Genomic DNA, 25,019 nt, shown 5'->3' with positions numbered 1-25,019 from the left:
ATTTATTTTTTAGAATTTATTAGAGCTTCTTTTATTTGTGTGGCTGTGACATGAGCCTTATTTAAACCATCTCCAGCATAATAAGATTCATCTCCTTCAGCAATTCTATTTTTACTTATCTTCTTACCTTTTTCAACACCAATACTTGCCCATTCTTGAGCAGATGAATACATAGCATCTTCGACAGTTCCATTACTTTCCAAATATTTAATAATTTTGGGTCTTTTTATCTTTATTAAATAATCATCAAATATTCTATCTTGTGTTTCTTCATTTAGGTTTAAGTTAATATCTAATCCTAATGCCTTGATTGCCCCTTCAAAGGTTTTTGGGATAAGTTGATATCTACCCACTGCAAATATATCCCTATCTTCTTGCATTTTAACAATATCCTTGATTTTAGTATTAGTTACATTGACATTTCTAACAATTTTCAAACCTCCTTTAGTTTTATTGCAAATATTGTAGTCATCTCTAGATTCAACTTTCGCAATTAAATTCCCAAAATCACTATGGGAATATTTAAATTTAAATTTTCCATCAGCTCTTATGCTACTATTTGGTTTAAATCCTCCACAACTACATAAATTATTAAGACCTAATTCAGTAGCGATTGTAACTAATCCCTTACCAATAATTTGACTTTGATCTTTGATAAAAAATTTGTCAAGTAAATAATCATCGAATTTAGTTACATCCATATGAATCCAACTGTAAGATTGATCTTTACCTGTTCCAATAGGCTCTAATCTGAATTTATTTGTTTTATTTGGCATTGACCAACCTTCTACCACAGCTAAATTCTTAGAATAAAAATTATCTCTAATTTTTTGCAATTTAGGAATGTTTGTTTGATTTTTACCAGTAATAACAATTCCATCTTTTGCAAAATTAATATCAACAGCTTTACCCATATGATTAGTAGATGTTCTAGGAATACTATTATTATGAGCCCAACATCTATATCCTGCTGATATTCTAACTATTTTATATACCTTTTGTTGAGACATATAAAATCTTAAGGCACTTGTGCCCCATAAAAGAGTTCTATGCATCCCAGGGTGTTCATTGGCTTTACCTTTACCATATCCAGAACATCTATCAGCAATTTTAACTTTTGAATCGGATGCGTGGCATAAACATTTGTAATCTAATATTTTTTCACTCCATTTATTACAAAATTCGTCTATAGATTTTAAAACATTTCCACAAATTTTACCTGTTTCAGTAACTTTCATATAATCTCGCTGAAACTGTTTAATCATTTTCTCAGTTCTATCGGTAAATTCGTCTGTTGGTACATTACCACCAAAACCAGCTAATCTTATATTTACCTCTCTAATCAATTCACCTTTATCTCCTTTTTTAATACAATATTTTTCTCCACAACTAGTTCCTTGTATTCCTTGCGTTCCCACAACAACAGCAGCCATATTTTCTACCATATAGACAGCAGCAGCGACAAAAACTAAGCTTGTTGCAGCTCCTTTAAAACCTGATTTTTTTGAGGATGGATCAGTTTTTGAAGCTACTCCGCCATCTGAATCAAATAAAACGGTATCGTTTTCATCTTTTACTTGTATGTAAACTCTACGTGGTTCTTTAATTTTTGGTATGTTTTTCCAGTCTATTTTTGCTTTTAAAACTCCATCTTCGTCTATTGTAGGTTTTAAAGATAGTTTAAAATCATCTCTACCTAAAACAGCTTCCCATACTCCTACTTTTAATTTTGTGCCTGCTTTTATTCCTGTAGTGTTTGCATAAAACCAACTTACTTTATCATAATCTACAATAGCATGTTGTTTTAAACCGTTTTCTTCTCCTATGATAGCGTTTGTAATAGTGATTCCATCTTTTACATTTAAATCTTTTGCTGGGTAATTTTTATCTGCATTTTTTAACGTTAAATGTGGAGCGGTAACTTTGAAAAATAATTTCCCCCATGTTCCTGTTTTTTCTTTTATTTCTTTATCTAACTTAAAAGAAACTAATTTTCCATCAAACTTTTTTATGTTTTTTTTATAGACCGGATCATTACCACTCATGTAATCATAATCAAATACTTCTATATTGATTTCTTCTCCTATAAGGTGTTTTTGTTCTATAAGAATATTAACCTTTTGATCCCAACTCGCATTTTCTATTTTAATTCCATTATTATCTGTAAAATGAGCATTTACTATTTCTGCTTCTACAATAGTAATGCTTTTAGTGACTCCTTTTTGATTGTTTATTTTACAAGTAACATTTTCTTTCCTTGCCGATCCTGGTGTAATATCTATAACAGGATAAGTATTTTTTGAGTTTTCAAGTGTTTTACCAAAAACATTCCAAACTACTTTTTCTCCTGCAATAGGTGGCATAAGAAATTTATCTACTTTAAGCTGAGTCGTTTTTCCTACTTTTGGTTGGCCAACAGAAACTATATTTGCTACATCGTTCTTTTTAACTTCAAAATGCCAATCATCTTCTTCATTTTTTGCATTTGCACCCGTTGCATTAGCCGTTTTAACATAAGCTTCTACTACATATTTACCTTCTTTTAAAAAGTGAACACCTGGAATTGTAATTGTACTTCCTTTGCCTACTAGTTGTCCGTTAAGGTTCCATTTTACAGCATTGGCTTCATCTGTACTAAGATTTCCAGTTTTAAATTGCGTGTTGGCAACCTTAAAGGTCATAGGTGTTTCGGGACGTACTACTTCTTCACCATGTGAAATCCCATCAACGTAAGCACTTTCTGTAGCTGCAGTAAAGGTTTGTGTTTCAATTTTACCTTCTGGATTTGTATAGGTAGCATTAATAGTATATTTTCCATCACTATTAGGTGGTGTAAATGAAAACGTATTTCCTGATTGTGTTCCTGATGTTATTACATTACCAGAGCCATCAGTAGCATAAATAGTTAAGTTTTGAATTTCTTCTGCATTTGGTTCTAATAAGAATTTTGCTTCAAATGTAGCTGGAAAACCTTTTCTTAGTTTATTTTCACTTTTACTATTTTTTCTTGTAAAACTGTCTCCTCCTTTTGGTTGTAAAGCAGTTCCATTAAGTTTGTTAACTATAACTTCTACATCTATAGAACAATCTGACCAGTTTTTATCTTTTTCACCAATTTTTGGTTGTCCATATCCTTCAACACGATAGGTTCCAAGTGTAGGAAATGTGTTTTTAAAAGTGGTTCCTATTTGTTCACTAGTAATTATTTTTTTTCCAACTTTGCTTCCATCTATTTGATAAATTACCCAAGAGGTAAGCCTAGTATTACCATTTTTAAGATTTGCGTTAAAAGTTGCTTCTTCGTTTACTCGAATGCTTATTTTTTTTACATCCGCTTTTGATGATTTAACTTCCTTAAAATCAGTTCTTCCTGTTATCGCTTTCAAATCAATATTTGAAACAATAGGGTATTGCGGTTTTAAAACGGGTAATGGAACTGCGGGATTAATTAAAGCTTGTTCTGCTTCATTAGTGTTTTCTACGTGTTCTTTGACAACGCTATCTTCTTGCCCGTGTTTTTTTATTGAAATTTTCCCTCCTATTGTGCATTGAAGTGTAGATAATTCTGTTAGAATTTTTTTACCATCAACAGTTTTTTTGTCATAAGCTTTTTCCCATTTTGGCATAAATGCTGGTGCACAAGGTAAATTACCGCTACTTGAAGGTTTAAGTGTACATTTTCCATAAGTTGACGTTGGAGGTTTCATTGTGGTATCTTCTTCCGTAGCTGCAAATTTTTTTTCGTCGGAATTAATTAGCAGCTTTGTGTTTTTTGTTACTACTATTTCTGCTTCTGTTGTTGGTACTTCTGCTTTATCACAAACACATGTTCCACCGTGAACAACAAAGTACTTGTCTTCGTGTTCGCTTTTTTCAGCTTCTTTTTGTTCTTTTTGTTCGGCTGCTTCTTGCTGTTTAGCCTCTACTTTAGCGTCTCTTTCTTCTTCAGTTAGTGTTGCCATAGCTTTTTGTTAATAGTTGTACTAAAGTAATGATTTTATTGTAATATTTTCTTTGTACTCAAAAAATTTACCGACTTTTATCTTACAATTATTATTCAGTTCTTTTATATTTAAATTAGTACTTTCATAAATAATATTTGTTGAGAAATCACTTTCAATTATTTCTTCATCTGTAGCAAGACTTGTTAGATTATTTTTAATGAAATAATTATTTAAAGAACTTATAAATTCTTTATCGTTTAATTGTTTAGAACTAAAACTTACGGCTTCGTTTTCATCCTCAATCTTCTTTAAGTTCCAAAGAGATTTTCCAGTAGCTGGAATTGTCCAGCTAAATTCTGAAACTACATTTTCTAAAAATCGATTTAAAGTTAAATTGAAAATTTTTAGAATATTTAGGGAATTAACGAATTGTTTCATTTCTAATTCAGTAGCTACTTTATCTAAAAATTCTTTTCTTATATAATTTAATCCTTCACCATTATATTTGTTTGTTAAGAATTCATCTGTTTTTTCTATTCTTTTTTTTATTTCCTTATAATTAGATAAATCTAAGGTATCATTAACTATCACAAACTGCATGGGAAATAAACATTCAAAATATGCATTAGAGATATTTGAAAACTTATTTACTATTTCTTTTTGATTTACTAAAAATTTCAATCTAGTTAGTTCAATATCATAATTTTCATTGCGTTTTCTCTTAAAAACAAGTTCATAAGTAGCTTTAGCGTTTGAATCAGCTTCTCCGATTTTTAATCCAATTTCGTTACTAACTTCAAAATAGTTTGAACTTAAAATGGTATTGTTATTTACTGGCATAAAATCATTCTGTTTTTTAATTTCGTCTTAAAACAATACTGTCATATTTCATTTTTATATCCACATTTGCTCCTCCATATTTACTTCTATATTGAATTATTGTATCCTTATAGTTTATCTTTGAAATTTTCAAATTATAAAATAAAGGTGGTGCTTCTCCACCAATCTGAATAAATTCTAAATATGTTTTTCTCTTAAATGTGAAGTATCCTTTTTCATCGCTTTTTTTACATTCATCGTTTAAACAAATGTCGACTTCTTTTAATGGTTCTTTATTTTCATCGAAAACAAAACCTTGCATATAAGGAGTTTTCAATCTACTTACACATGATGAAAACATTATTAGTACTACTAAATAAAATGTAAAGTTTTTCATTCTTTTAACTTCATAAAAATGGAATCGGAAACATATTTTTTCTGTAAATCTGACTGTTCTGTTACATTGAAATATTTGAAAAATTCTATTTCTACATCTTCGTACCCTTCTTTTTTAAAATAAAATTTTGTATTTGGGATAGGTGTAAAATTTCTAATATTTCCTTTCAAATAAATATATTTTTCTTTGAAATAAATTAAACCTTCAGCATTCGATTTTTCTGAATATAAGATTAAATTTTCACTAGTGCCTTTAGAATCATTAGTAAATAAAGCAACACTGCTTAACGGTTTTTTAGTGACACTATCAAATATAATAAACTCTATATTAGGGCTTAAAATTTGTTTATTTGAAGAACATGAAAATACAATTAAGCTAAATAAAATTATTATTAAATTTTTCATTTGTTAAAACTTATTTTTTAAGAAGCATTTCTATTTTATTTTTAACTTAGAACACCATATTAAACCTAATAAGTCATTCTCATGAGCAATATTTCTTTCATAAAAATGATTACTATCTCTATCAACAAAATAATCGTCTGAATAATACATCATTAAATCTATTTCTCCTGAAAAAGGTAATGTACTTTCTTTTTTAACCTCTTGCGTAATTAATGTTGAAGTGCTTTTATGCACATATGAATAATCCTTTTTTCCACCAAATACCTGTAAGATTTCATGTCCTATTTCATGAGCAGCTGTATGACTATAATTTTCATTATCTATTATGACTCCATCTTCTACAGTTATTGGCAATATCATTGCAGGATATTTTATTGAAACTTCTTGATAAATCCCGTATGTTTCACCTTCATTATAAAACAATTTTCTAGATAAAATCCAATTTCTAGATCTACCATATTTTTTAGCTGAAGCATAAATTTTTAAACTTGGCATTGAATTTTCTTCTGTATTTAATGGCTTAATAAATATCTCGTATTCATTGCCGTTAACATTTAATGAATTTCCAATTGTTCTTGTTTTATTTCTTCCCCAATATTTTTCAAGACCTAATAATGCCATTGAAATTAAATCTGATAAAGATTTTGTAACATCACTATCAACTTTACCATTTGACAAATTAACTCTTAAGATGACATCTATTCTTTTTGTATTATTATCAATCTTGATGTCTACCCATTTTACTTTATCATATTTTGATTTAAAAATATCTTTTGCTTCATTATCAGCTCCGGTTATTTCAACAGTTAATTCTTCTTCGGTAAAAAGCGTGCTATCATATATTTTTGAATCTGAGAATCCGTCCCATTCAACAGTAATTTTATCTCCTGATGTTAAAGAATTATCAATTTTTCTTGTAAATAATGTAGAGCCTTCGTGTTTAATAAAAAAAGTTAAATTTTCTGCAGTTCCTTTTTTACATTTAATCTCGAATTTAATTGTGCTATTTTCAATTTCTCCTTTAAAATTTGAAATACCTAAAGGTAAAAATGTATCCTTTAAAATTTTTACTTCAATTTCTGATTCTATTTGCGCAGGAGTATAAGTTTCAGGATTACCATAACTCACTCCTTTTTCAACTCCAGTTTCAGTAATTGTTGTTGCTGCACTATAAACAATACTTTCCTTGGTGTAGATATTATAATCACCACCTGTTGTTTCTATTAATTGACCTCCTACAATTCTAATTCTTGTCATTTTTAATGAGCTTTAGCCTTTTCACCACTATTATTCTGAATTTCTTTTTGAGAATGTTTGTTTATTGATCCATTACTTGAGGATTCATATCCTTTTTCACTGCTAACAATTCTTTCTTTTTCAGTGTGTGATTTAAAGTCACCTAATATTGTTTCAATCATTTCACCACCTACATTTAAAGCGTTATTACCACCAACACTTACATTGTTTGAATTTCCAACAAAAACATTTTGATTTGCTCCAACACCGATTGTTTTATTATTTCCAGCTGTAATATTAATGTCGTTACTTGCCGTAATATTTATGTCTGTAGCACTAATATTTAGAGTTTTTGGTGCGGTAATATTAATATTACTTCCAACGGTATCAAAATGTATTTCATTTCCACTTTTATCAGTAATAATTATACTTTCATCTTCAGTAAACTTAATTATGTGTCCACTTCGTGTTTGAATTATTTTTATATCATTTCCTGTAGTTGCATAACTAGAACTTTCGCTTCCGTTATACATGGTTCCTAAAACGAATGGTTTCTCTGCATTTCCAGCTTCAAAAGCAACTAATACTTCTTCTCCAATTTCTGGGATGAAATACATTCCTTTTCCTGAGCCTGCATGTGGATTGGTCATTCGAATCCATGGAGTGTTGTCTTCTTGCCAAGCAAATTTTACTTGTACTCTTCCTAGTCCTGCTGGATCGTTGTTGTCTGTCACAACTGCGGTTTGGGTATCAGCAATTGGGTGACTATGCACATTCCCGTAAGGTGGTGCTAAAACATCTTCTGGAACCGCTTGAAAACTGTTATGGTATGATCCTGATTCTTCACAAACGTGCGTGATGTCGGTTATGATGTAACTTCCGAAGTTTTGTTCTTGTAAGCCGTCAATTAGGTTTCCAGTTAATGAAAAGGCTGGTTCTTGAATTGAAATTACATCTCCAATTCTTAAACCTGTTTCGTCACTATCTCCTTTTGCTGTAACTAAGTCGGCTGCTCTTGATTGTAATTGTGTCGTGACTCTATCAACTAAATGGGTTCTTGCACTTCCTTCCTCAATTGGATGTGTATAGAGCATTGTCGAGTTATCTGGAAATAACTTTTTTGAACGTTCAAAAGCTACTTTAGCATAGCCTTCTGGTTGGTAATTTATTTCTGAGGTATTTGCTTTTTGGGTTTCTGCGCTGCTTGATTCATAGCCAATATATTCCAATCCAAGTGGTTTGGTTCGCATTTCAATATTAAAACTATGCAACGAACGGCCGTATTCTAAGGTAAAATTCTTTGAAGTCGGTTGTCCGAAAACTAATTCTTCTCCGTTGTAATAAAACCATTGGCCTTTCTTTTGGGCTAATCTAGCTACAAAGCTAAAATCGCTTTCTCTGTACTGAACGGTGTAAGGCATTGAACTGTCATTATTGACTTTAACGGTTGGTTGCAGTTCTTTTTGACCATAATTTGAGGTTATTTTCTTAACAACATCGGATAAAGATTGGTCTGTGTAAGAAACTGTTTTTGGAGTTCCTTCCATAACGATGGTTGGACTATATCCGTTTATGATGATTCCACCTGCTGCTCCTGATGTACGGATCATTTGGGCTTCTGTAATTATTCCGTTAAAAACAAATGGTGAAGTCGTCGAAAGACTCGTTGGAGTGATTTCGATTTTGATAGGCTCACCAATATAACTTTGGGCTTTATCGATGGCTTGACTCACAAATTCTTTTGGCAAAGGTTGAAGTACAGAAAAGGTGTGGTGTGTATGGACTTTTTGATGAATAACTAGCTTGGAAAATCGGGTAAGTATTTCACCTCCAATAGTAATGCTGATTTTTGTACTGATTGCCATAAGAAATATTTTTAGTAGTATTAACGAAAAATTAAACCTAATTATCTATGTAAATCTAATAAAAAAAATTAAAAAAATTATTCTTTGACTGTTATTAATCTGTCTGATGCTAAAAAATAGTTCGGTTGAATTTTCAATGCCCTATTATAATCTTCAATAGCTAATTCTTTTTTTCCTAATTTTAAATATAAATCTCCTCTATTAAAATAAATCATAGCACTTTTGGGTTCTGCATTTATTGCTTTTTCAAATTCAATTAATGATTCATTTTCAATATTTTGATTTGCTAAAACTATTGCTTTCATATAATAGGAAAAACTCCAATTTTCTTCTATTTTTATTAATTCTTCTACTAAAAATAATGCTTCATCATATTTTTCCATTTCGATAAGCAAACCTGATTTGCTTACATAAAACCATTTGTTTTGAGGTGACAATTTTATTGCTTCAGAGAATAAATTTAATGCGTTTTCATAGTCATCTATTCTAATACACATTTTAGCCTTGAAATCTTTAACATCTGCGTTATTTGGTAAAATACTATCCAATTTATTAGCTAAAAATAATGCTTCACTATAATTTTTCTGTCTAACTTGACTTGAGATTTGCGAATTTATATCTTTTGCAACTTGAGGAAAATTACTTATTCGCTCTTTTAAAGCATTGTTATTTGCAATTAATTCTTTTTTAAACACATCATCAAAATCATTAAAATCAGTAATTTGACTATAAATATTTAAACTTGAAAATATAAAAAAAATGAATATTACACCGCCTTTGAAATTTTTCATGAATTTGATTTTGATAATTATAATAAAAACGTAAATATTGAAAAGTTATTATTTTCAATAAAAACATCAAATAAACGGTATTAATTTAGCAATTCATAAAAAACATAAACCACTGAACTAGTGTTGTTTTTAATATCAGAAACAAAAATTGTGTCTTTTTTTATAAGTGCTTTTGAATATTCTAATTTTTTTCTATAGGAATTATAAGATTCCAAAAACAAAGTGTCGTTTGAAATTTTATATAAATTTTGATTTTCATTATCTTTTTTAGTATCAAAATCATTCAACATTTCTTGTTTTGAATAAAAACCACCTGACTGAAACCAAGTGCCTTTATCGGTAAAATTGTAGTAGTAAAATCTATTAAAATAAATCGTAGTATCTTCTTTCGGATTTAGTCCCTTTAAAGCTGGATGTCCTATTTCTCCAAAAATTTTATTATACGTTTTTAAGTCATACTTAAAAATTTCATTTGATTTACGATAGTAAATTCCATGAGTTTTAAGTTCTGAATCAACTGGTTTTATGAATTCTTTTTTATAAAATTTATATTTTTCTTTAGGTAAAGTATTGCTTGCATTATGAAAAATTTCACAACTGGCTAAAAAAAAAATAATATTACTATATATTTATTCATTTAAAAAGGACTATTTGGGGAAGCCGTGTATTGGAATTCCCAATAATTTGGAACTGTTGAAGGAATAACATGAAAATTTATCTTATTGTGTATGGCGTTTTGTGACCACATATGAGATGAGCCAAGCCCATTCAAACCAAAATTTCCTTGAGGAGTTTTTAACTTAAAAGAAGTTCTTCCTTGATTTAGAGAAAAATCATGCATTTGATTATTCCACTGAACACCGTTTCTATATTCATTTAAATAATCTTGAGTCAATTGTGAGGCAATATTAGGTTTATGGGTAAAATATCTATTATAAAAACTTCCTTCCTTCGGAGATGAAATATTCGTATCATAAACATCTAACAACATTTCTTCAGAATTTACTGATTTACCATCAATAATTTGTGTTGAACGTGGTTGAACATCTGTGTCGGCAGTAAAAACATCACTTGCAATAATAAATTGAAAATCACTATTTTTGGAACCAAAAGTGAAATTTCCTCCACCAGTAAACCAACGGTCATAACCATCACTAATTCCAATTTTCTTAAATCCATTAAAATCATTGTAAGTCTGAAAGCTAAAGTCAAAAGCTCTAACTTGTAAAAAACCAACTTGCTGATTTCTATTGTTATTGTTTACAATAAAATTAGTTCCTAAAGTTGCAGAATATTTAAAGTTATCTTCTAAACCTGTTCCACTATTTAAAGTCAGTGGATAAATATCCATAGCATTACCTCTACCACCACCTACAGTAAGTTTTGGAGTTAAAACAGCATCAATATTAAAATTTGAACTATTTGGTAAAGCACCCAGACCACCATTATAAAAATTTACTGCAAGATTTACTCCAGGTGTAACATAATTAAATCTTTGGCTAACACCAACACCTGCCGTTCCTGACATGTAAGGTTTTTTTGGTCCCCCAAAATGAATACTTAATCCAAGGAAAAAATTTGCTTCTAATTCGTCCATTGTATTTTAGAATTTCAACGGCCAGTTTCTTGTGAATTTTGAACCATTCATTATAACTTCTTTTGCAGAAACAATTATTTCAACACTCATTGAAGTATTACTTTGTGCTAAAAAAACCTCATCATAACCAATGCAGTAGCCTTCATTAAACTGAAGCTCTCTCATTTTAGAAATAGCATCTCTTCTATAAAAAGTAACTTTGCCATTCTTAGTTTGATTATTACTAATCATCCAATCAAAAAGCATTGTACTTTTGGTAGATTCCAAAACGAGTCTAAATCTACCACCGTTTGGGTCAGCAGAAGGTTTTCCACTTTTGTCGATTTCTTGACCAACAGAAAACTGGAATTCCAACACATTCATAACTTCCCCATCTATTTCAAGTTTTGCTAAAAAAGACATATCTACACAATTAAGATTATTAAAACAGAAATAATAATTAATGACAAAGAGTAATGTAACTCCTTGTCATTAATTTAATGCATTTGTAAAACTACACCCATTCGTTAATGTGCTCTCCACCGCCCATTGAAATTTCTTTCGCAGAGATAGTAAAAGTCTCAACTAAAGGATTTGTTCCTGTAGCATCAAACGTTTCTTTATACTTAATTAAATAACCTTCTTTAAAGTTAAGTTCTTTTAATTTAGCATCAGTATCACGTTTTACATACTGAATTGAACCGTCTTTTCTTTCGAAATTATTAGTCATCCATTCAAAAAAGAATGAATCACCAGTAGATTCTACAGTTAAATAGATTGTTCCTCCTCTTGTTACAGAAGATGGTCTTCCGCTAGCATCTACTTCTTGATGTAAATCATAAGAAGCACTTAAGATATTTAATTCTTTTCCGCCAACTTTTAATTTTGATTTAAATGACATAATTTTATTTTTAAAAGGTTAAAATTCAAACAGTAATGAGCTAATTTATAAAAAATTTATTTATTAAATGTAAAAAAAATATTATTATTTTTAAATTTATGATTCAGAATATTCTGTATCCCAATCGTTACCATCATCTCCTTTTTGTCCATCCATTTTAATTAAGAAGTTTTTTGCAGGAAAATAAGGCTTTAAACGTATGTCTAAGAATATTCTGTCTTTCTGATTCGGATCTTGTTCAAATCGTTTTATTTCAAAATCTTCGATTAATTTATCTGGTCCAGCTACATTATCCAAGAATTTTACAATTTGATTTAAAATTTCTTTTCTTGTTTTAGCATTAAAATTTTCAAAAGCTCTTCTGTTTAAGAAATCCATCAATACTTTTGTTACATAATCAAACACACGAACAACAGAATAAGTTTGTAAACCTAAATTATCACCATTAAACAATGTTTTTCCAGAGAAAGCCATTACTTTTCCATATTCATTTACCATAGGTATTAAACCTAGGTTTTCAAGGTTGGCAATTTCGCTTTTCTTTAAGTCAAATTTTACACCATCAACCTCATTAATTCCACCAAATTTTTTACCCGCAGTTACTTGCGACATTAAAGTATTATAAACTTTTCCTGCTAAAGCCATTGAAGGTGGAATGTATAAATTATCCTCTTCATCAATTTCATCATGTTTACCTCTTCCAACTAACCAGTTACAAGCCATCATCACATTAGAACGGTAAGTATCTCCTCCTGTTAAATTTGCAGATTCAAACATTTCCATAACATCATCTGGTTCATCTAAATGTTGAAAATCTGTAACCAACATCACTTTATTTTCATAAGCAATTTTAGCCCATTTTTCAATAACTTTATTTGACCCTAAATATCCTGGAATAACTAATAAAGAATAATTTTGTCTCAAATCTAATCTATCAAATCCTTGAACTAATTCTTCTTCAATATTATCAATAAATCTTGAATTATCTAAATCTTTTAACTGATCTAGTTCAGCATTCATTATTGATATGTTTTTAATTTTACTTTCTTCAGTATTCTTGTAAAAAAGCGAAATAGATCTGTAATTACCTTCTAACTCATGCGTTTCTTCAACGGCAATTTTTAAGTTTTTCTTAAGCGTTTTACTTGCTTCTTCAGATTTAACAGTAGATTCATTTACCAAATCCACTAAATTATCTGATGATTTTAATGAATCAGCCCAAAGCTTTAAAACTTTTTTCAAAGTTTCTCTTTCGGCTTTTTTGTTAGATTCTGTTAAAAAAATATTTTTTCTAGCCTTTCTTTCTGGGTTTAAATTTTGAACGCCTTCAATTGATCCTTCTAATAAATCAAAACCTCCAAATTGAATGAATTTTTCTAAACTCTGTTCAATTGAATGTGATTTTTTATCATGTTCTTTATTTGCATTTGCTGCAGCTTTACTATTCTCTTGATTTGCCATAATATATATTCTTATTTATCAGATTGATCAATTTCAGAAATCAATGTTTCTAAAGTTTCTATAATAGATTTTTTTGCTTCAGGATCTTGTAAAGCCAATTTTAAAACCTTATTAGTTTTTAATTGCTTAATCATTTTTTGATACTGTTCTGTTTTAGTTTTTAAATCCGTTAAAAATGCGCTCTGTTGCGTTATCCCATTAATAGAGAAATCTCCTACATTTTTAAACTTTAATTCTTCTTTGATATTTTGTCCGGCTTCATCTTCAAAAGTTACATTTACTTTTGGATCAAAATGTTCAAAAACTTCATCCATATTTTTTAATCCAGTAACTATTTCGGGTTTTACTGGAGTTGTTGGTGTCAATTTCTGAGCAATTAAAGTCCTGTTTTGAGGGATTTCAAGAATTCCTTCTTGGCCTTCAACTCTAACTTCATTACCACCAATACCATAACTGTTTGAAAATGTTTTTGCCATAATATATTTATTTAGTTCTTTAAATTATTATTATATTAGAAAAATGTTTTTTGTTTGTAATAAACCAATACTAACACAATACATTTATTTTTCTCTTTATTAATTTTAACCTCTTTTATTTTTATTTTTTTATCTACTACTAAATCATAAAACTCTTTAAGCGAAATGTACTTAGCAACATCATTAACTTGTACCAGGGGAAGCTTGTCTAAACAAAAATTATTTTTAAAACTTTCATAAGATAATTTTCCTTCAGAAATAATATATATCAATTCTGTTAATTCGACTTCATTGATAGCTTTTATAACCTCTACTTTTGGAGTCTCCAATACCTCAACAACTACTTCGGGAACATTTTCAACTTTATTATTTACTTTTATTCTTTTAATCGTTTTTTTTACTTCTGGCATCACAACTACTATATCTTTAAATTTGACATTCTTCTTGTCTCCATTTACAACTATAGATACTGTTTTAACTCCTGCTGTTTTGTATGCATATGTTGGGTTTTTTTTCTTACTATCCACAACATCCGTTTCTCCAAATCTCCATTCCCAGGTTGTTCCATTTTCAGTTTTGTCCGAAAATTTTATTTTTTGACCTTGATATACCTTACTTGGGACGAAAAAATCAACATCTAATTTCTTCTCAACAACAGCAAGGCTTCTTGGTGAAATCTTAATGTTTTTCTCTAGAACACAAGAATTGTTTATTAATAATTTAACTTTGTAAATTCCGGATTTTTTAAAAACATGAGTCACTTTTGACTTGTATGAAATATCACTCCCATCTCCGAAATACCATCTCCAAGCATAAGAATTGTCAGAATTGTCAGAAAAAGTTAGCAATTCTCCTTCCTCTAACGCAAGGCCTTCAATATTGAAGTCTTCTACCAAACATGCTTCTTTTTCATTATTTTTAAAAGCCAATAAACCACAAGAAAAAACAAACAACAAAGCAAAAAAGATAATTACATTACTATCAAAGTGTGTTTTAATTTGATTCTGGTTGTTCATATCTATGATTAATTCTTACAAATATTTTTATCAAATATATAAAAAAAAATATTTATTATACTCTTTTTTTCCTAACATAAAATATTTCAGGAATATCTTTTTCGTTAAAATTCCAATTTTAATAAAATTTATTATGCATGCATAGTACTTTTAAAACATTTTTTTGTATTTTCGTGCCATAAATATTCAAATTAGATAAGATGAAAATATTAGTTTGCATCAGCAATGTGCCTGATACTACTTCGAAGATTAATTTTACAAATGGCGATACTGAGTTTGACACAAATGGTGTTCAATTCGTGATTAATCCGAATGATGAGTTTGGATTAACAAAAGCTGTGCATTTTAAAGAACAACAAGGAGCAACTGTAACGGTTATTAATGTTGGATTAGCTGATTCTGAAGCTACTTTAAGAAAAGCACTAGCAATTGGTGCAGATGATGCTATTCGTATAAACGCTAACCCAACTGACGGAACATTTGTTGCAAAACAATTAGCTGAAGTTGCAAAACAAGGTAATTATGACCTTATAATCGCAGGAAAAGAATCTTTAGATTATAATGGTGGAATGGTTCCTGGTATGTTATCGGCTGATTTAGGTTACAATTTTGTAAATTCTTGCATAAGCTTAACGGTTGAAGGAAATAACGCAACAGCCCAAAGAGAAATTGATGGTGGAAAAGAAACGCTTTCTGCAACATTACCTTTGGTAGTTGGTGGTCAAAAAGGTTTAGTAGAAGAAAAAGACCTTCGTATTCCAAACATGAGAGGAATTATGCAAGCTCGAACTAAAGTAATTACGGTTGTAGAACCATCTAACAATGAAACAGCTACAAAAGCTGTGAAATTTGAAAAACCAGCTGCAAAATCTGCTGTAAAATTAGTTAGTGCAGATAACCTAGATGAATTAGTGAATTTATTACATAACGAAGCAAAAGTTATTTAAATACGAATTTCGAAATCTTTAAATTATTAAATTTTTCAATCTTTAAATCAAAAAATTATGTCATTATTAATATACGCAGAATCTGCTGACGGAAAATTTAAGAAAGTTGCTTTTGAATTAGCTTCTTACGCAAAAAAAGTTGCAGATTCATTAGGAACAACCGTTACCGCTGTAACAATTAACGCTGGTTCAACTGCTGAATTAGCAAATTACGGAGTAGATAAAGTATTAAAAGTAAACAATGATTCTTTATCAAAATTCAATGCAAAAGCTTTCGCTGATGTAGTAAAACAAGCCGCAGAAAAAGAAGGAAGCAAAGTAATTGTTTTATCTTCTTCAACAGATAGTTTGTATCTTGCTCCATTAGTTGCAACCTATTTAAATGCTGGATTTGCTTCTAACGTGGTTGCTTTACCAGTTAGCACAAGTCCATTTCAAGTAAAACGAACAGCTTTTTCAAACAAAGCTTTCAATTTTACAGAAATCTCGACTGATGTTAAAGTATTAGCTTTAGCTAAAAACTCATTCGGATTAGTTGAAGCTAGTTCTTCTCTTTCTGAAGAAGATTTTACTCCAACACTTAACGAAGCAGATTTCTCTGTAAAAGTTGAAAAAGTTGAAAAAGTATCAGGTAAAGTAACTATCGCAGATGCAGATATTGTAGTTTCTGCCGGTCGTGGATTAAAAGGTCCAGAAAACTGGGGAATGATTGAAGAATTAGCCTCTGTTCTTGGAGCAGCAACTGCTTGTTCTAAACCAGTTTCTGACATGGATTGGAGACCTCATAGCGAACACGTTGGTCAAACAGGAAAACCAGTAGCCGCAAATTTATATATTGCTATCGGAATTTCTGGTGCAATTCAACATATTGCTGGTATTAACTCATCAAAAGTAAAAGTTGTAATCAACACTGATCCAGAAGCTCCTTTCTTCAAAGTTGCTGATTATGGTATTGTTGGAGATGCATTTGATGTAGTTCCAAAATTAATCGAAAAACTAAAAGCTTTCAAAGCTTCGAACGCTTAAAAACAAGTGTTTAAAAATAAATTATATTAAAATTAGAGTTATCTTTGTTTAGATAGCTCTTTTTTTTATTTTTGGAGCGAATGGCTTGGTCTTTATTTAGCAGCCATTTTCCTGCTTTTCGCTATATCTTTTTTTCAAAAAAGGATGCCGCTACAATCAGGGCTATTAGAAAAATGTATTTTGTATTTATTAATGTAAGGCTTGATTTAATCAACTCTTAACTTACACAAAGAATGAGTTTAGTAAAATTAACTATTAAAGGAATATCGTACAGTCAAACTCAAAATGGAGCTTATGCTTTAATTTTAAACGAAGTAGATGGCGAACGTAAATTACCAATCGTAATTGGAGCTTTTGAAGCGCAATCCATCGCAATCGCTCTCGAAAAAGAAATAAAACCTCCTAGACCTTTAACGCACGATTTATTCAAGAGTTTTGCTGATAGATTTGACATTGTAGTTAAACAAGTCATTATTCATAAATTGGTAGACGGCGTTTTCTATTCAAGTATTATTTGTGAAAGAGATAAAATTGAAGAAATAATTGATGCTAGAACTTCAGATGCAATTGCACTAGCTTTACGTTTTCAAGCACCCATTTTTACATATAAAAATATTTTAGACAAAGCCGGTATTTATTTAAATACAAATCCAATTGACGAAAACATCGAAAACATTGATAATGATGGTGTCTTATCAACTCCAGAAACTTTTGCTAATGAAGAAAAAAAACCTAAAGCAGATGGTTTAAGCCAATTTACAGTTAAAGAATTATACGAAAAGCTAGAAGAAGCTGTTCAAAACGAAGATTACGAAAAAGCTGCTCGCATTCGTGATGAAATTTCAAAAAAAGAATCTTAACAAAACTAACCAAACGAAAATGTTTAAAAAAATAGTTTTTTTGTTGGCTGTACTTTGCAGCTTCAATGCTATAAAAGCTCAAGAAATTGAAAAAAAATGGCAATTATCAAGTTCTGAAAGTGATTATTTAGAGCTTCAAAAAGGTTCTTACACATTACAAATTGCTAATGACAGCATTAATCAAAAAGGTGATTATTTAGTGCAAGATAATTTTATCTTTTTGTTCGAAAACGGTTCCGATTCACCAACAAAACGTTTTGTAATCGAAGCTAAAACAGATTCAACTTTAGTCATCAAAAACAAAGGAAAAGCCTATTCTTTTTTTGCATCAAATAAAGAAGTTAAAAAAAATACAAATGCTCAACTCATAAAAAGTAAAGGAATGACTTTCACTAGTATTTGGAGAGGAATTTTAGGAATGTTATCGCTTTTAGGAATTGCTTATCTTTTTAGTGCCAATAAAAAAGCCATAAATTGGAAAACGGTTGGTTTAGGAATTGCAGCTCAATTAATATTAGCAATTGGAGTTTTAAAAGTTCCTTTTGTAAAAGCTGGATTTGAATTTGTTGGAAATTTATTCGTTTTGGTACTTGACTTTACAAGAGCTGGAAGTGAATTTCTTTTAGGAGGCATGATGAATATCGAAAGTTTCGGATTCATATTCTTATTTCAAGTATTGCCAACTATCATCTTTTTCTCTGCTTTGACTTCATTATTATTTTATTTAGGAGTAATTCAAATTGTAGTTAAAGGCTTAGCTAAAGTATTAACTAAACTACTATCTATTTCTGGAGCAGAAAGTTTATCGGTTGCAGGAAACATATTTTTGGGTCAAACCGAAGCACCATTAATGATTAAAGCTTATTTAGAAAAAATGAATAAGTCAGAAATTCTATTAGTTATGATTGGTGGAATGGCGACGGTTGCCGGTGGAGTTTTAGCGGCTTACATTGGTTTCCTTGGTGGAAATGATCCTGTATTAAGATTAGAATTTGCTAAACATCTATTAGCGGCTTCAGTTATGGCGGCTCCAGGTGCAATTGTTATATCAAAAATGTTATATCCTCAAACAGAAGAAATAAATACTAATGTAGAAGTTTCTAAAGAAAAAATTGGTTCAAACATATTAGATGCAATTTCAACAGGAACTACTGAAGGTTTAAAATTAGCAGCAAACGTAGCGGCAATGTTATTAGTTTTTATCGCTTTTATTGCAATGATTAATTACACTCTTGGTTGGATTGGTGGTTGGACAGGCTTAAATGATGTCATTGCTAGTAACACTCCATATAAAGCTTTTTCACTAGAAACAATTTTAGGAATTATATTTTCTCCTTTAATGTGGCTAATTGGTGTAGCGTCTGAAGATATGATGTTAATGGGACAATTATTGGGTGTTAAATTAGCGGCTTCTGAATTTGTAGGATACATACAATTAGCTGAATTAAAAAACATGTCAAGTAATATTCATTTTACTTATGATAAATCTGTTATAATGGCTACCTATATGTTATGTGGTTTCGCCAACTTTGCTTCAATCGGAATTCAAATTGGTGGAATAGGTTCATTAGCACCAAACCAACGTAAAACATTGTCAGAATTTGGATTAAAAGCTGTAATTGGAGGAAGTTTAGCTTCGCTTTTATCAGCTACTATTGCTGGAATGATTATTGGGTAAAATTTAAAGAAAATTGAAATGTTTTTAAACCATGTTTTTAATTGTAATTTTTGTAATTCTGAAAACAAAGTAAAAATTGATTTTGATGATAGAGGAACTCTTCAGATGAAAAAAGGAGATGAATTGTCATACACATGTTTTTCATGTCATAAGAAAGACAAAATACACATTAATAAAATTACAGCTAAATCAAATAAAATAATTCTATTGATAAGTGTTTTTATTTCAATATTATCACTTATTTTGACCTTTAAATCTGGATTCATAGCCTATGCTTCATTGATTTTTCCTATTTTAGTTTACACATATTTAAAAAGCCTTGAAGATAATTTTAATTCATATAGAATAAAAACTAAATAGATGCTGAAGTTAATTCAGTAGACAAAAACAAACTCAAAGCCATTTAAACTTTTAAACACCTAACCTTTTAACCTAAAAAATGAAACAATATCACGACTTAGTAAAACACGTTTTAGAACACGGAAACCAAAAAGGAGACAGAACAGGAACAGGAACAAAAAGTGTTTTTGGCTACCAAATGCGTTTTGATTTGAGTAAAGGTTTTCCAATGGTGACTACTAAAAAACTACACTTAAAATCAATTATTTATGAATTACTTTGGTTTTTAAAAGGGGATACAAATATTGATTATTTAAAAGAAAACGGAGTTAAAATTTGGGATGATTGGGCAGATGAAAACGGAGATTTAGGTCCTGTTTATGGCTATCAGTGGAGAAATTGGAATGGTGAAGAAATTGATCAAATCACAGAATTAATCGACACTTTAAAAAACAATCCAAACAGTAGAAGAATGTTAGTTTCAGCTTGGAATCCAAGTGTTTTACCAGACACTTCTAAATCTTTTGCAGAAAATGTAGCTAATAACAAAGCAGCTTTACCACCTTGTCATGCATTTTTTCAGTTTTATGTGGCTGATGGAAAATTAAGTTGTCAGTTATATCAAAGAAGTGCTGATATTTTTTTAGGAGTTCCTTTTAACATTGCTTCTTATGCATTATTTACAATGATGGTGGCACAAGTTTGTGATTTACAAGTAGGTGATTTTGTACATACTTTTGGTGATGCACATATTTATAACAATCACATGGAACAATTGGAACTACAACTTTCAAGAGAATGTCGTCCACTACCAAAAATGATATTAAATCCAAATGTAAAAAACATCTTTGATTTTACTTTTGATGATTTTACTTTAGAAGGTTATGATCCTCATCCACATATTAAAGGAGCTGTTGCTGTTTAAATTTTATATATGAAAAAGCTGTTTTTACTTTCGTTTTTGTTTATTGTTTCAATTTCATTTGCTCAAAAAGACACCGTCTACAATAATGTTTTTTTTCATAATGATACTATGAAAAAATATTCCAAATATGAATATTCTAAAACTATTAAACAGATAATAAAAAATGAGTTTGTAAAAGAATTCAATTCAAATTATAAACTTAAAGAATTAGACAATTCCCCATTTAGTATTGTTATAGTTGCAGATACAACAGGAACAATCAGCATTTTAGAAGCAAGTAATAGTGAGGTCTTCACTTTTATTGACAAAATATTTAAAAAATTACCAAAAATTAAACCATTTGTTAATCAAGATAATTTTAAAAATTGGTATTCAATTGTTATGGTTTTTAGACTAGATTCAAAGTTTGAATTACCTATTGAAAAAGACACTGTAAAAGATCTTGATAGGTTTAAAATATTAGAAAAAATTCCACGTTTCAAAAATTGTAATCCTATTTTAAGCAATGAATCAATGAAAAATTGCTTCATGGAAAAAATGAATAATCACATAAAAGAGAACTTTACGTATCCAAAAAAAGCAATTAAAGATAACATTCAAGGAAGAACAATTGCTTTTTTTACTATAGAAAAAGATGGAACTATTGAAGACATTACTATTGTAGAAGGACATCCAATTATCCAAAGTAGCACTTTAGATTTAATCTTAAAATTACCACCGTTTATTCCTGGTGAATTAAATGGAAAAAAAACTAATGTTTCTTATGCACAACCTATATTTTATAAACTAGAAAATAAAAAAAGAAAATAATTATTTATGAAAAATTTATTTTTAATAACCCTTTTATTTATTACTTCAATATCTTTTTCTCAAAAAGACACCATCTATAAAAATATTTTTTTTCATAATGATACTATGAAAAAATATTCAAAAGCAAGTTATTCAACAACTATCAAAGAAGTAGTGAAAAATGAATTTGCCAAAGAATATAAAACAAATGAAGAATATGTAAAATTCAATAATTCATCTATCACTTTTACAATAATAATTACGACTGAAGGTAAAGTCGAAATTTATGAAGTTGAAAAAGAATCTGCATTCATAACAAATCTTCTTGAAAAAACTTTTAACAAACTACCACTAATAAAACCATACGTTAATAACAATGGTTATATAGAAAATTACATTGCAACAATGGTTTTTAAGTTAGATTCTGAATATGTTATGATAGAAAAATCAAATAAGCCAAACGAAAACACAAAAATTGATGTTATTGAAAAAATTCCATCTTTTAAAAACTGCAAAGTAAAAGAAGATAATGAGTTAATGAAAAAATGCTTTATGGAAAAAATGAATAACCATATAAAAAAACATTTCGCTTATCCAACATTAGCTAGAGAAAACAACATTCAAGGAAGAATACAAATTTTCTTTATTATTGAAAAAGACGGAACAATTGAAGATATAACAGTCTTTGATGGTCATCCTATTTTACAAAAAAGTGGCTTGGATATTATTCAAAAAATGCCAACACTAAATCCGGGTCAACAAAATGGCAAAAAAGTTAAAGTATCATACCTTCAACCAATTATTTTTAAAATGGTTGGTAGATAATAAAAGAATATTTTTAAAATAAACTCTATTAAAATGCTAACACTTATCGCAGCAGCTTCAGAAAATAATGCTCTTGGAAAAGACAACGATTTAGTTTGGCACTTGCCAGATGATTTTAAACGTTTCAAAGCTTTAACTTCTGGTCATTATATTGTGATGGGAAGAAAAACTTTTGAAAGTTTCCCAAGACCTTTACCTAATAGAACTCACGTAATCATTACAAGACAAGAAGATTATGAAGTTCCTGAAGGTTGTATTTTGGTAAATAGTTTGTCAAAAGCTATTGGAGTTTGCCCAGAAAATGAAGATATTTTTATTATTGGTGGTGGACAAATCTACAAGCAATCTATCGAAATTGCTGATAAAATTGAACTAACAAGAGTTCATACTACAGTTGATGCTGATACGTTTTTTCCTGAAATAGATGAAGACATTTGGGAAGTCATTCAATCTGAATATCATCCAAAAGACGAAAAACATGAATATGATTTTACTTATTTAACGTTTGTTAAAAGGTAATAATTATTTGATTATGATTATAAATTGTACTTTTGCAGTCCAATAAAAATAAAATGGCAGAAAACATAAAACCATATAAAGATTCTGAATTAGGTAAAAAAGAGCAAGTTGCCCAGATGTTTGATAACATTTCTGGTAATTATGACGGCTTAAACCGTGTAATTTCATTTGGAATTGATGTAAAATGGCGTAAAAAAGTATTGCAATTAGTTTCAGCTAAAAATCCCAAAACAGTTTTAGATATTGCAACTGGAACTGGTGATTTAGCTATCTTAATGACTAACACTTCTGCCGAAGAAATTATTGGTCTAGACATTTCCGCTGGAATGCTAGAAGTTGGAAAAAAGAAAATCGCTGAAAAAAAATTAGATTCAAAAATTCAAATGGTTTTGGGTGATAGCGAAAGTATTCCTTATCCTGATAATTATTTTGATGCTATAACAGTTGCTTTTGGAGTAAGAAATTTTGAAACTCTAGAAAAAGGTTTGTCGGAAATTCTTCGTGTGTTAAAGCCTAACGGTATTTTTGTAATTCTAGAAACTTCTGTTCCTACAAAATTTCCTTTTAAACAAGGATATGCTTTTCATTCTAAATTTATTTTACCTTTGGTTGGAAAATTGTTTTCAAAAGACAAAGCAGCTTATAGTTATTTGTCAGATTCTGCCAATGAATTTCCTTTTGGTGAAGCATTAAACAATATTTTACGAAAAATTGGGTTTATAGATGTACAGCATCTTCCTCAAACATTTGGAGTTGCTACAATTTATCATGCATCTAAGAAGTAATTGCTAAAAATGAAAAAACTTTTTATAATCTGTTTTGCGTTATTTACGCTCACTAATCAGGCACAATTTGGAAAAGACCCTATAATTAATTTAGAGAATTTTCAAAAAAATAGGGTTCATTGGGGATTTTATTTAGGTTTTAATTTCTATGACTTTCAGTTTGATTATAAATCCGTTACAAAAGATTTAGAAGTACAAAACACTACTGGTTTCAATGTAGGTTTAATCGGAAATTTAAGACTTCACGAAAATATTGACTTACGTTTTGAGCCAGGTCTATATTATACAGAACGAAATTTAATTTATCCAGATATTGTTGATCCTGTAGATCGCTTTAGAGAAGTTAAATCTACTTACATTCATTTTCCTTTATTGGTAAAATTCTCTTCTAAACGATTCGGAAACGTTAGACCATATCTTATTGGTGGTGTTTCTAGAAGTTTAAATTTAAGTAGTTTTGAAGATTCTCCAGACGATAATGAATCTGACGTTTTTAGAATGAAAAAATGGACTAACAATTACGAATTAGGGTTTGGAGTTGATTTATATTTGGAATATTTCATCTTTTCACCTTCAATTAGAGGTGTTTTTAGCATGAATGACGAATTAGTTAGAGATAAAGACCCAAATAGTCAATGGACGAATAACATAGATGCTATGCGAACAAGAGGCGTTTTCTTAAACTTTTCGTTTCATTAAGAATTTCTACAAAACTCACTTAATACAATTGCTGTTGCTGTTGCTACATTTAGACTTTCGGTTTGTTGCAAAGTTCCAAAACGTGGAATCGTGATTTTATGAGTAATTAGTTTTTGAATTTCTTCAGATATTCCATTAGATTCATTTCCTAAAACAATAATGCTTGGCTGCATTAATTTTTCAGCATAAATGTTTTTTCCTTCTAAAAGCGTTCCATAAACCGGAACTTTTGCTAAAAGTAATTCTTTTTTTAAATCGCAATACTCAACATTTACTCTAGCAATTGAACCCATAGTAGATTGAATAACTTTTGGGTTAAAAACATCAACTGTAGCTTCACTACAAATAATATTCTGCACACCAAACCAATCAGCTAATCTAACAATTGTTCCCATATTTCCTGGATCGCGAATGTCGTCTAATGCAATTTGTAAAGTATTTGAATAATCAACTTTAACTTTTTCTGGAATAATAAAAACCGCTAAACATTCATTTGGTGTAACAAGTGCACTAATGCTTTTTAAGTCAGCTTCTGAAATAAAATTTAATTTTGCTTTTTCAATATTTAAGAATAATTCTTGTGTTGTAAACAATTCAACCAATTCATAATTGGAATTAAGCAATTCTTGAATTACTTTTACACCTTCAGCAATGAATAATTGATACAGTTTTCTGTATTTTTTTTGTTGAAGACTCTTTATTAGTTTAATTTGATTTTTACTAATCATAAAAAGAAGTATT

The 25,019-nt window shown here is 29.5% G+C and carries 26 protein-coding genes; 11 read left to right on the top strand and 15 right to left on the bottom strand.

Translation table 11 applies throughout. The features are described from left to right. Positions 1 to 2: 2 nt before the first annotated feature. The 14 genes from AAC008_RS04315 to AAC008_RS04250 form a co-directional block, all read right to left on the bottom strand. Positions 3 to 3,962, bottom strand: a complete 3,960-nt coding sequence (locus tag AAC008_RS04315; RefSeq protein WP_339887634.1) for a PAAR-like protein — start codon at positions 3,960 to 3,962, stop codon at positions 3 to 5. A gap of 21 nt (positions 3,963 to 3,983) precedes the next feature. Next, on the bottom strand, positions 3,984 to 4,784 hold the full coding sequence (locus tag AAC008_RS04310; RefSeq protein ID WP_339887633.1) for a hypothetical protein: 801 nt from the start codon (positions 4,782 to 4,784) through the stop codon (positions 3,984 to 3,986). Positions 4,785 to 4,800: 16 nt separating this feature from the next. After that, positions 4,801 to 5,160 (bottom strand): hypothetical protein, encoded by a 360-nt coding sequence (locus tag AAC008_RS04305; protein WP_339887631.1) that lies wholly within the window; start codon positions 5,158 to 5,160, stop codon positions 4,801 to 4,803. After that, positions 5,157 to 5,564 (bottom strand): hypothetical protein, encoded by a 408-nt coding sequence (locus tag AAC008_RS04300; protein WP_339887630.1) that lies wholly within the window; start codon positions 5,562 to 5,564, stop codon positions 5,157 to 5,159. The genes AAC008_RS04305 and AAC008_RS04300 overlap by 4 nt, the downstream gene beginning before the upstream one ends. 30 nt (positions 5,565 to 5,594) lie before the next feature. Further along, the gene (locus AAC008_RS04295) at positions 5,595 to 6,821 is read right to left on the bottom strand and encodes a hypothetical protein (RefSeq protein ID WP_339887629.1); all 1,227 of its coding nucleotides are present in this window, start codon (positions 6,819 to 6,821) and stop codon (positions 5,595 to 5,597) included. Positions 6,822 to 6,823: 2 nt separating this feature from the next. Further along, a complete protein-coding gene (vgrG, locus tag AAC008_RS04290; RefSeq protein WP_339887628.1) occupies positions 6,824 to 8,665 on the bottom strand; it encodes a type VI secretion system tip protein VgrG in 1,842 nt (613 codons plus the stop codon). Positions 8,666 to 8,742: 77 nt separating this feature from the next. After that, positions 8,743 to 9,456 (bottom strand): tetratricopeptide repeat protein, encoded by a 714-nt coding sequence (locus AAC008_RS04285; RefSeq protein ID WP_339887627.1) that lies wholly within the window; start codon positions 9,454 to 9,456, stop codon positions 8,743 to 8,745. 80 nt (positions 9,457 to 9,536) lie between these two features. Further along, positions 9,537 to 9,746 carry a hypothetical protein gene (locus AAC008_RS04280; protein WP_339887626.1) on the bottom strand — a complete coding sequence of 70 codons (210 nt, stop codon included), beginning with the start codon at positions 9,744 to 9,746 and terminating at the stop codon, positions 9,537 to 9,539. 347 nt (positions 9,747 to 10,093) lie between these two features. Further along, positions 10,094 to 11,053 carry a hypothetical protein gene (locus AAC008_RS04275; RefSeq protein ID WP_339887625.1) on the bottom strand — a complete coding sequence of 320 codons (960 nt, stop codon included), beginning with the start codon at positions 11,051 to 11,053 and terminating at the stop codon, positions 10,094 to 10,096. Positions 11,054 to 11,059: 6 nt separating this feature from the next. After that, positions 11,060 to 11,455: a type VI secretion system tube protein TssD gene (tssD, locus tag AAC008_RS04270; protein ID WP_339887624.1), complete on the bottom strand. Its 396-nt coding sequence runs from the start codon at positions 11,453 to 11,455 to the stop codon at positions 11,060 to 11,062. Between the two features lie 91 nt (positions 11,456 to 11,546). Continuing rightward, complete coding sequence (tssD, locus tag AAC008_RS04265; RefSeq protein WP_339887623.1) at positions 11,547 to 11,933, bottom strand: type VI secretion system tube protein TssD; 387 nt, start codon at positions 11,931 to 11,933, stop codon at positions 11,547 to 11,549. Positions 11,934 to 12,029: 96 nt separating this feature from the next. Beyond that, on the bottom strand, positions 12,030 to 13,394 hold the full coding sequence (locus AAC008_RS04260) for a DUF5458 family protein (protein WP_339887622.1): 1,365 nt from the start codon (positions 13,392 to 13,394) through the stop codon (positions 12,030 to 12,032). Between the two features lie 11 nt (positions 13,395 to 13,405). Next, complete coding sequence (locus AAC008_RS04255; protein WP_035666091.1) at positions 13,406 to 13,870, bottom strand: type VI secretion system contractile sheath small subunit; 465 nt, start codon at positions 13,868 to 13,870, stop codon at positions 13,406 to 13,408. A 35-nt stretch (positions 13,871 to 13,905) separates the two neighbouring features. Next, entirely contained in the window at positions 13,906 to 14,886 is a 981-nt protein-coding gene (locus tag AAC008_RS04250; protein WP_339887620.1) for a PKD domain-containing protein, read from the bottom strand. A 200-nt stretch (positions 14,887 to 15,086) separates the two neighbouring features. Here AAC008_RS04250 and AAC008_RS04245 point away from each other — a divergent pair, with 200 nt between their 5' ends. The 11 genes from AAC008_RS04245 to AAC008_RS04195 all read left to right on the top strand — a co-directional run bounded on the left by AAC008_RS04245 (position 15,087) and on the right by AAC008_RS04195 (position 24,278). Further along, positions 15,087 to 15,833, top strand: a complete 747-nt coding sequence (locus AAC008_RS04245) for an electron transfer flavoprotein subunit beta/FixA family protein (RefSeq protein WP_339887619.1) — start codon at positions 15,087 to 15,089, stop codon at positions 15,831 to 15,833. 57 nt (positions 15,834 to 15,890) lie between these two features. After that, a complete protein-coding gene (locus AAC008_RS04240) occupies positions 15,891 to 16,859 on the top strand; it encodes an electron transfer flavoprotein subunit alpha/FixB family protein (protein ID WP_339887618.1) in 969 nt (322 codons plus the stop codon). A 233-nt stretch (positions 16,860 to 17,092) separates the two neighbouring features. Further along, positions 17,093 to 17,719: a bifunctional nuclease family protein gene (locus tag AAC008_RS04235; protein ID WP_339887617.1), complete on the top strand. Its 627-nt coding sequence runs from the start codon at positions 17,093 to 17,095 to the stop codon at positions 17,717 to 17,719. 19 nt (positions 17,720 to 17,738) lie between these two features. Beyond that, positions 17,739 to 19,397: a nucleoside transporter C-terminal domain-containing protein gene (locus AAC008_RS04230; protein WP_339887615.1), complete on the top strand. Its 1,659-nt coding sequence runs from the start codon at positions 17,739 to 17,741 to the stop codon at positions 19,395 to 19,397. 18 nt (positions 19,398 to 19,415) lie between these two features. Further along, positions 19,416 to 19,757: a hypothetical protein gene (locus AAC008_RS04225; RefSeq protein ID WP_339887614.1), complete on the top strand. Its 342-nt coding sequence runs from the start codon at positions 19,416 to 19,418 to the stop codon at positions 19,755 to 19,757. Positions 19,758 to 19,836: 79 nt separating this feature from the next. Next, a complete protein-coding gene (locus AAC008_RS04220; RefSeq protein WP_339887612.1) occupies positions 19,837 to 20,661 on the top strand; it encodes a thymidylate synthase in 825 nt (274 codons plus the stop codon). A gap of 9 nt (positions 20,662 to 20,670) precedes the next feature. After that, the gene (locus AAC008_RS04215; RefSeq protein ID WP_339887611.1) at positions 20,671 to 21,471 is read left to right on the top strand and encodes an energy transducer TonB; all 801 of its coding nucleotides are present in this window, start codon (positions 20,671 to 20,673) and stop codon (positions 21,469 to 21,471) included. 6 nt (positions 21,472 to 21,477) lie between these two features. Next, the gene (locus AAC008_RS04210) at positions 21,478 to 22,275 is read left to right on the top strand and encodes an energy transducer TonB (protein WP_339887610.1); all 798 of its coding nucleotides are present in this window, start codon (positions 21,478 to 21,480) and stop codon (positions 22,273 to 22,275) included. Positions 22,276 to 22,308: 33 nt separating this feature from the next. Beyond that, positions 22,309 to 22,794, top strand: coding sequence for a dihydrofolate reductase (locus AAC008_RS04205; protein WP_339887609.1), 486 nt, complete (start codon positions 22,309 to 22,311; stop codon positions 22,792 to 22,794). Positions 22,795 to 22,847: 53 nt separating this feature from the next. Then, positions 22,848 to 23,579: a bifunctional demethylmenaquinone methyltransferase/2-methoxy-6-polyprenyl-1,4-benzoquinol methylase UbiE gene (gene ubiE, locus AAC008_RS04200; protein ID WP_339887608.1), complete on the top strand. Its 732-nt coding sequence runs from the start codon at positions 22,848 to 22,850 to the stop codon at positions 23,577 to 23,579. A gap of 9 nt (positions 23,580 to 23,588) precedes the next feature. Beyond that, the gene (locus tag AAC008_RS04195) at positions 23,589 to 24,278 is read left to right on the top strand and encodes a porin family protein (RefSeq protein WP_339887607.1); all 690 of its coding nucleotides are present in this window, start codon (positions 23,589 to 23,591) and stop codon (positions 24,276 to 24,278) included. Here AAC008_RS04195 and AAC008_RS04190 read toward each other — a convergent pair. After that, the gene (locus AAC008_RS04190) at positions 24,275 to 25,006 is read right to left on the bottom strand and encodes an RNA methyltransferase (protein WP_339887605.1); all 732 of its coding nucleotides are present in this window, start codon (positions 25,004 to 25,006) and stop codon (positions 24,275 to 24,277) included. The two genes, AAC008_RS04195 and AAC008_RS04190, sit on opposite strands and share 4 nt — an antisense overlap. Positions 25,007 to 25,019: the final 13 nt, after the last annotated feature.

The organism is uncultured Flavobacterium sp. (assembly GCF_963975515.1).
Lineage (GTDB): Bacteria > Bacteroidota > Bacteroidia > Flavobacteriales > Flavobacteriaceae > Flavobacterium.
This window is presented reverse-complemented; position numbering and strand designations above follow the sequence as displayed.

Coding starts and splice junctions, on each gene's coding strand:
- tssD (WP_339887624.1), bottom strand. CDS start 11,455: ATGTCTTTTTTAGCAAAACTTGAAATAGATGGGGAAGTTATGAATGTG.
- AAC008_RS04235 (WP_339887617.1), top strand. CDS start 17,093: ATGAGTTTAGTAAAATTAACTATTAAAGGAATATCGTACAGTCAAACT.
- AAC008_RS04240 (WP_339887618.1), top strand. CDS start 15,891: ATGTCATTATTAATATACGCAGAATCTGCTGACGGAAAATTTAAGAAA.
- AAC008_RS04260 (WP_339887622.1), bottom strand. CDS start 13,394: ATGGCAAATCAAGAGAATAGTAAAGCTGCAGCAAATGCAAATAAAGAA.
- AAC008_RS04280 (WP_339887626.1), bottom strand. CDS start 9,746: ATGTTGAATGATTTTGATACTAAAAAAGATAATGAAAATCAAAATTTA.
- AAC008_RS04285 (WP_339887627.1), bottom strand. CDS start 9,456: ATGAAAAATTTCAAAGGCGGTGTAATATTCATTTTTTTTATATTTTCA.
- AAC008_RS04315 (WP_339887634.1), bottom strand. CDS start 3,962: ATGGCAACACTAACTGAAGAAGAAAGAGACGCTAAAGTAGAGGCTAAA.
- AAC008_RS04295 (WP_339887629.1), bottom strand. CDS start 6,821: ATGACAAGAATTAGAATTGTAGGAGGTCAATTAATAGAAACAACAGGT.
- AAC008_RS04210 (WP_339887610.1), top strand. CDS start 21,478: ATGAAAAATTTATTTTTAATAACCCTTTTATTTATTACTTCAATATCT.
- AAC008_RS04245 (WP_339887619.1), top strand. CDS start 15,087: ATGAAAATATTAGTTTGCATCAGCAATGTGCCTGATACTACTTCGAAG.
- ubiE (WP_339887608.1), top strand. CDS start 22,848: ATGGCAGAAAACATAAAACCATATAAAGATTCTGAATTAGGTAAAAAA.
- AAC008_RS04195 (WP_339887607.1), top strand. CDS start 23,589: ATGAAAAAACTTTTTATAATCTGTTTTGCGTTATTTACGCTCACTAAT.
- AAC008_RS04220 (WP_339887612.1), top strand. CDS start 19,837: ATGAAACAATATCACGACTTAGTAAAACACGTTTTAGAACACGGAAAC.
- AAC008_RS04310 (WP_339887633.1), bottom strand. CDS start 4,784: ATGCCAGTAAATAACAATACCATTTTAAGTTCAAACTATTTTGAAGTT.
- AAC008_RS04300 (WP_339887630.1), bottom strand. CDS start 5,564: ATGAAAAATTTAATAATAATTTTATTTAGCTTAATTGTATTTTCATGT.
- vgrG (WP_339887628.1), bottom strand. CDS start 8,665: ATGGCAATCAGTACAAAAATCAGCATTACTATTGGAGGTGAAATACTT.
- AAC008_RS04190 (WP_339887605.1), bottom strand. CDS start 25,006: ATGATTAGTAAAAATCAAATTAAACTAATAAAGAGTCTTCAACAAAAA.
- tssD (WP_339887623.1), bottom strand. CDS start 11,933: ATGTCATTTAAATCAAAATTAAAAGTTGGCGGAAAAGAATTAAATATC.
- AAC008_RS04275 (WP_339887625.1), bottom strand. CDS start 11,053: ATGGACGAATTAGAAGCAAATTTTTTCCTTGGATTAAGTATTCATTTT.
- AAC008_RS04205 (WP_339887609.1), top strand. CDS start 22,309: ATGCTAACACTTATCGCAGCAGCTTCAGAAAATAATGCTCTTGGAAAA.
- AAC008_RS04230 (WP_339887615.1), top strand. CDS start 17,739: ATGTTTAAAAAAATAGTTTTTTTGTTGGCTGTACTTTGCAGCTTCAAT.
- AAC008_RS04255 (WP_035666091.1), bottom strand. CDS start 13,870: ATGGCAAAAACATTTTCAAACAGTTATGGTATTGGTGGTAATGAAGTT.
- AAC008_RS04250 (WP_339887620.1), bottom strand. CDS start 14,886: ATGAACAACCAGAATCAAATTAAAACACACTTTGATAGTAATGTAATT.
- AAC008_RS04215 (WP_339887611.1), top strand. CDS start 20,671: ATGAAAAAGCTGTTTTTACTTTCGTTTTTGTTTATTGTTTCAATTTCA.
- AAC008_RS04225 (WP_339887614.1), top strand. CDS start 19,416: ATGTTTTTAAACCATGTTTTTAATTGTAATTTTTGTAATTCTGAAAAC.
- AAC008_RS04305 (WP_339887631.1), bottom strand. CDS start 5,160: ATGAAAAACTTTACATTTTATTTAGTAGTACTAATAATGTTTTCATCA.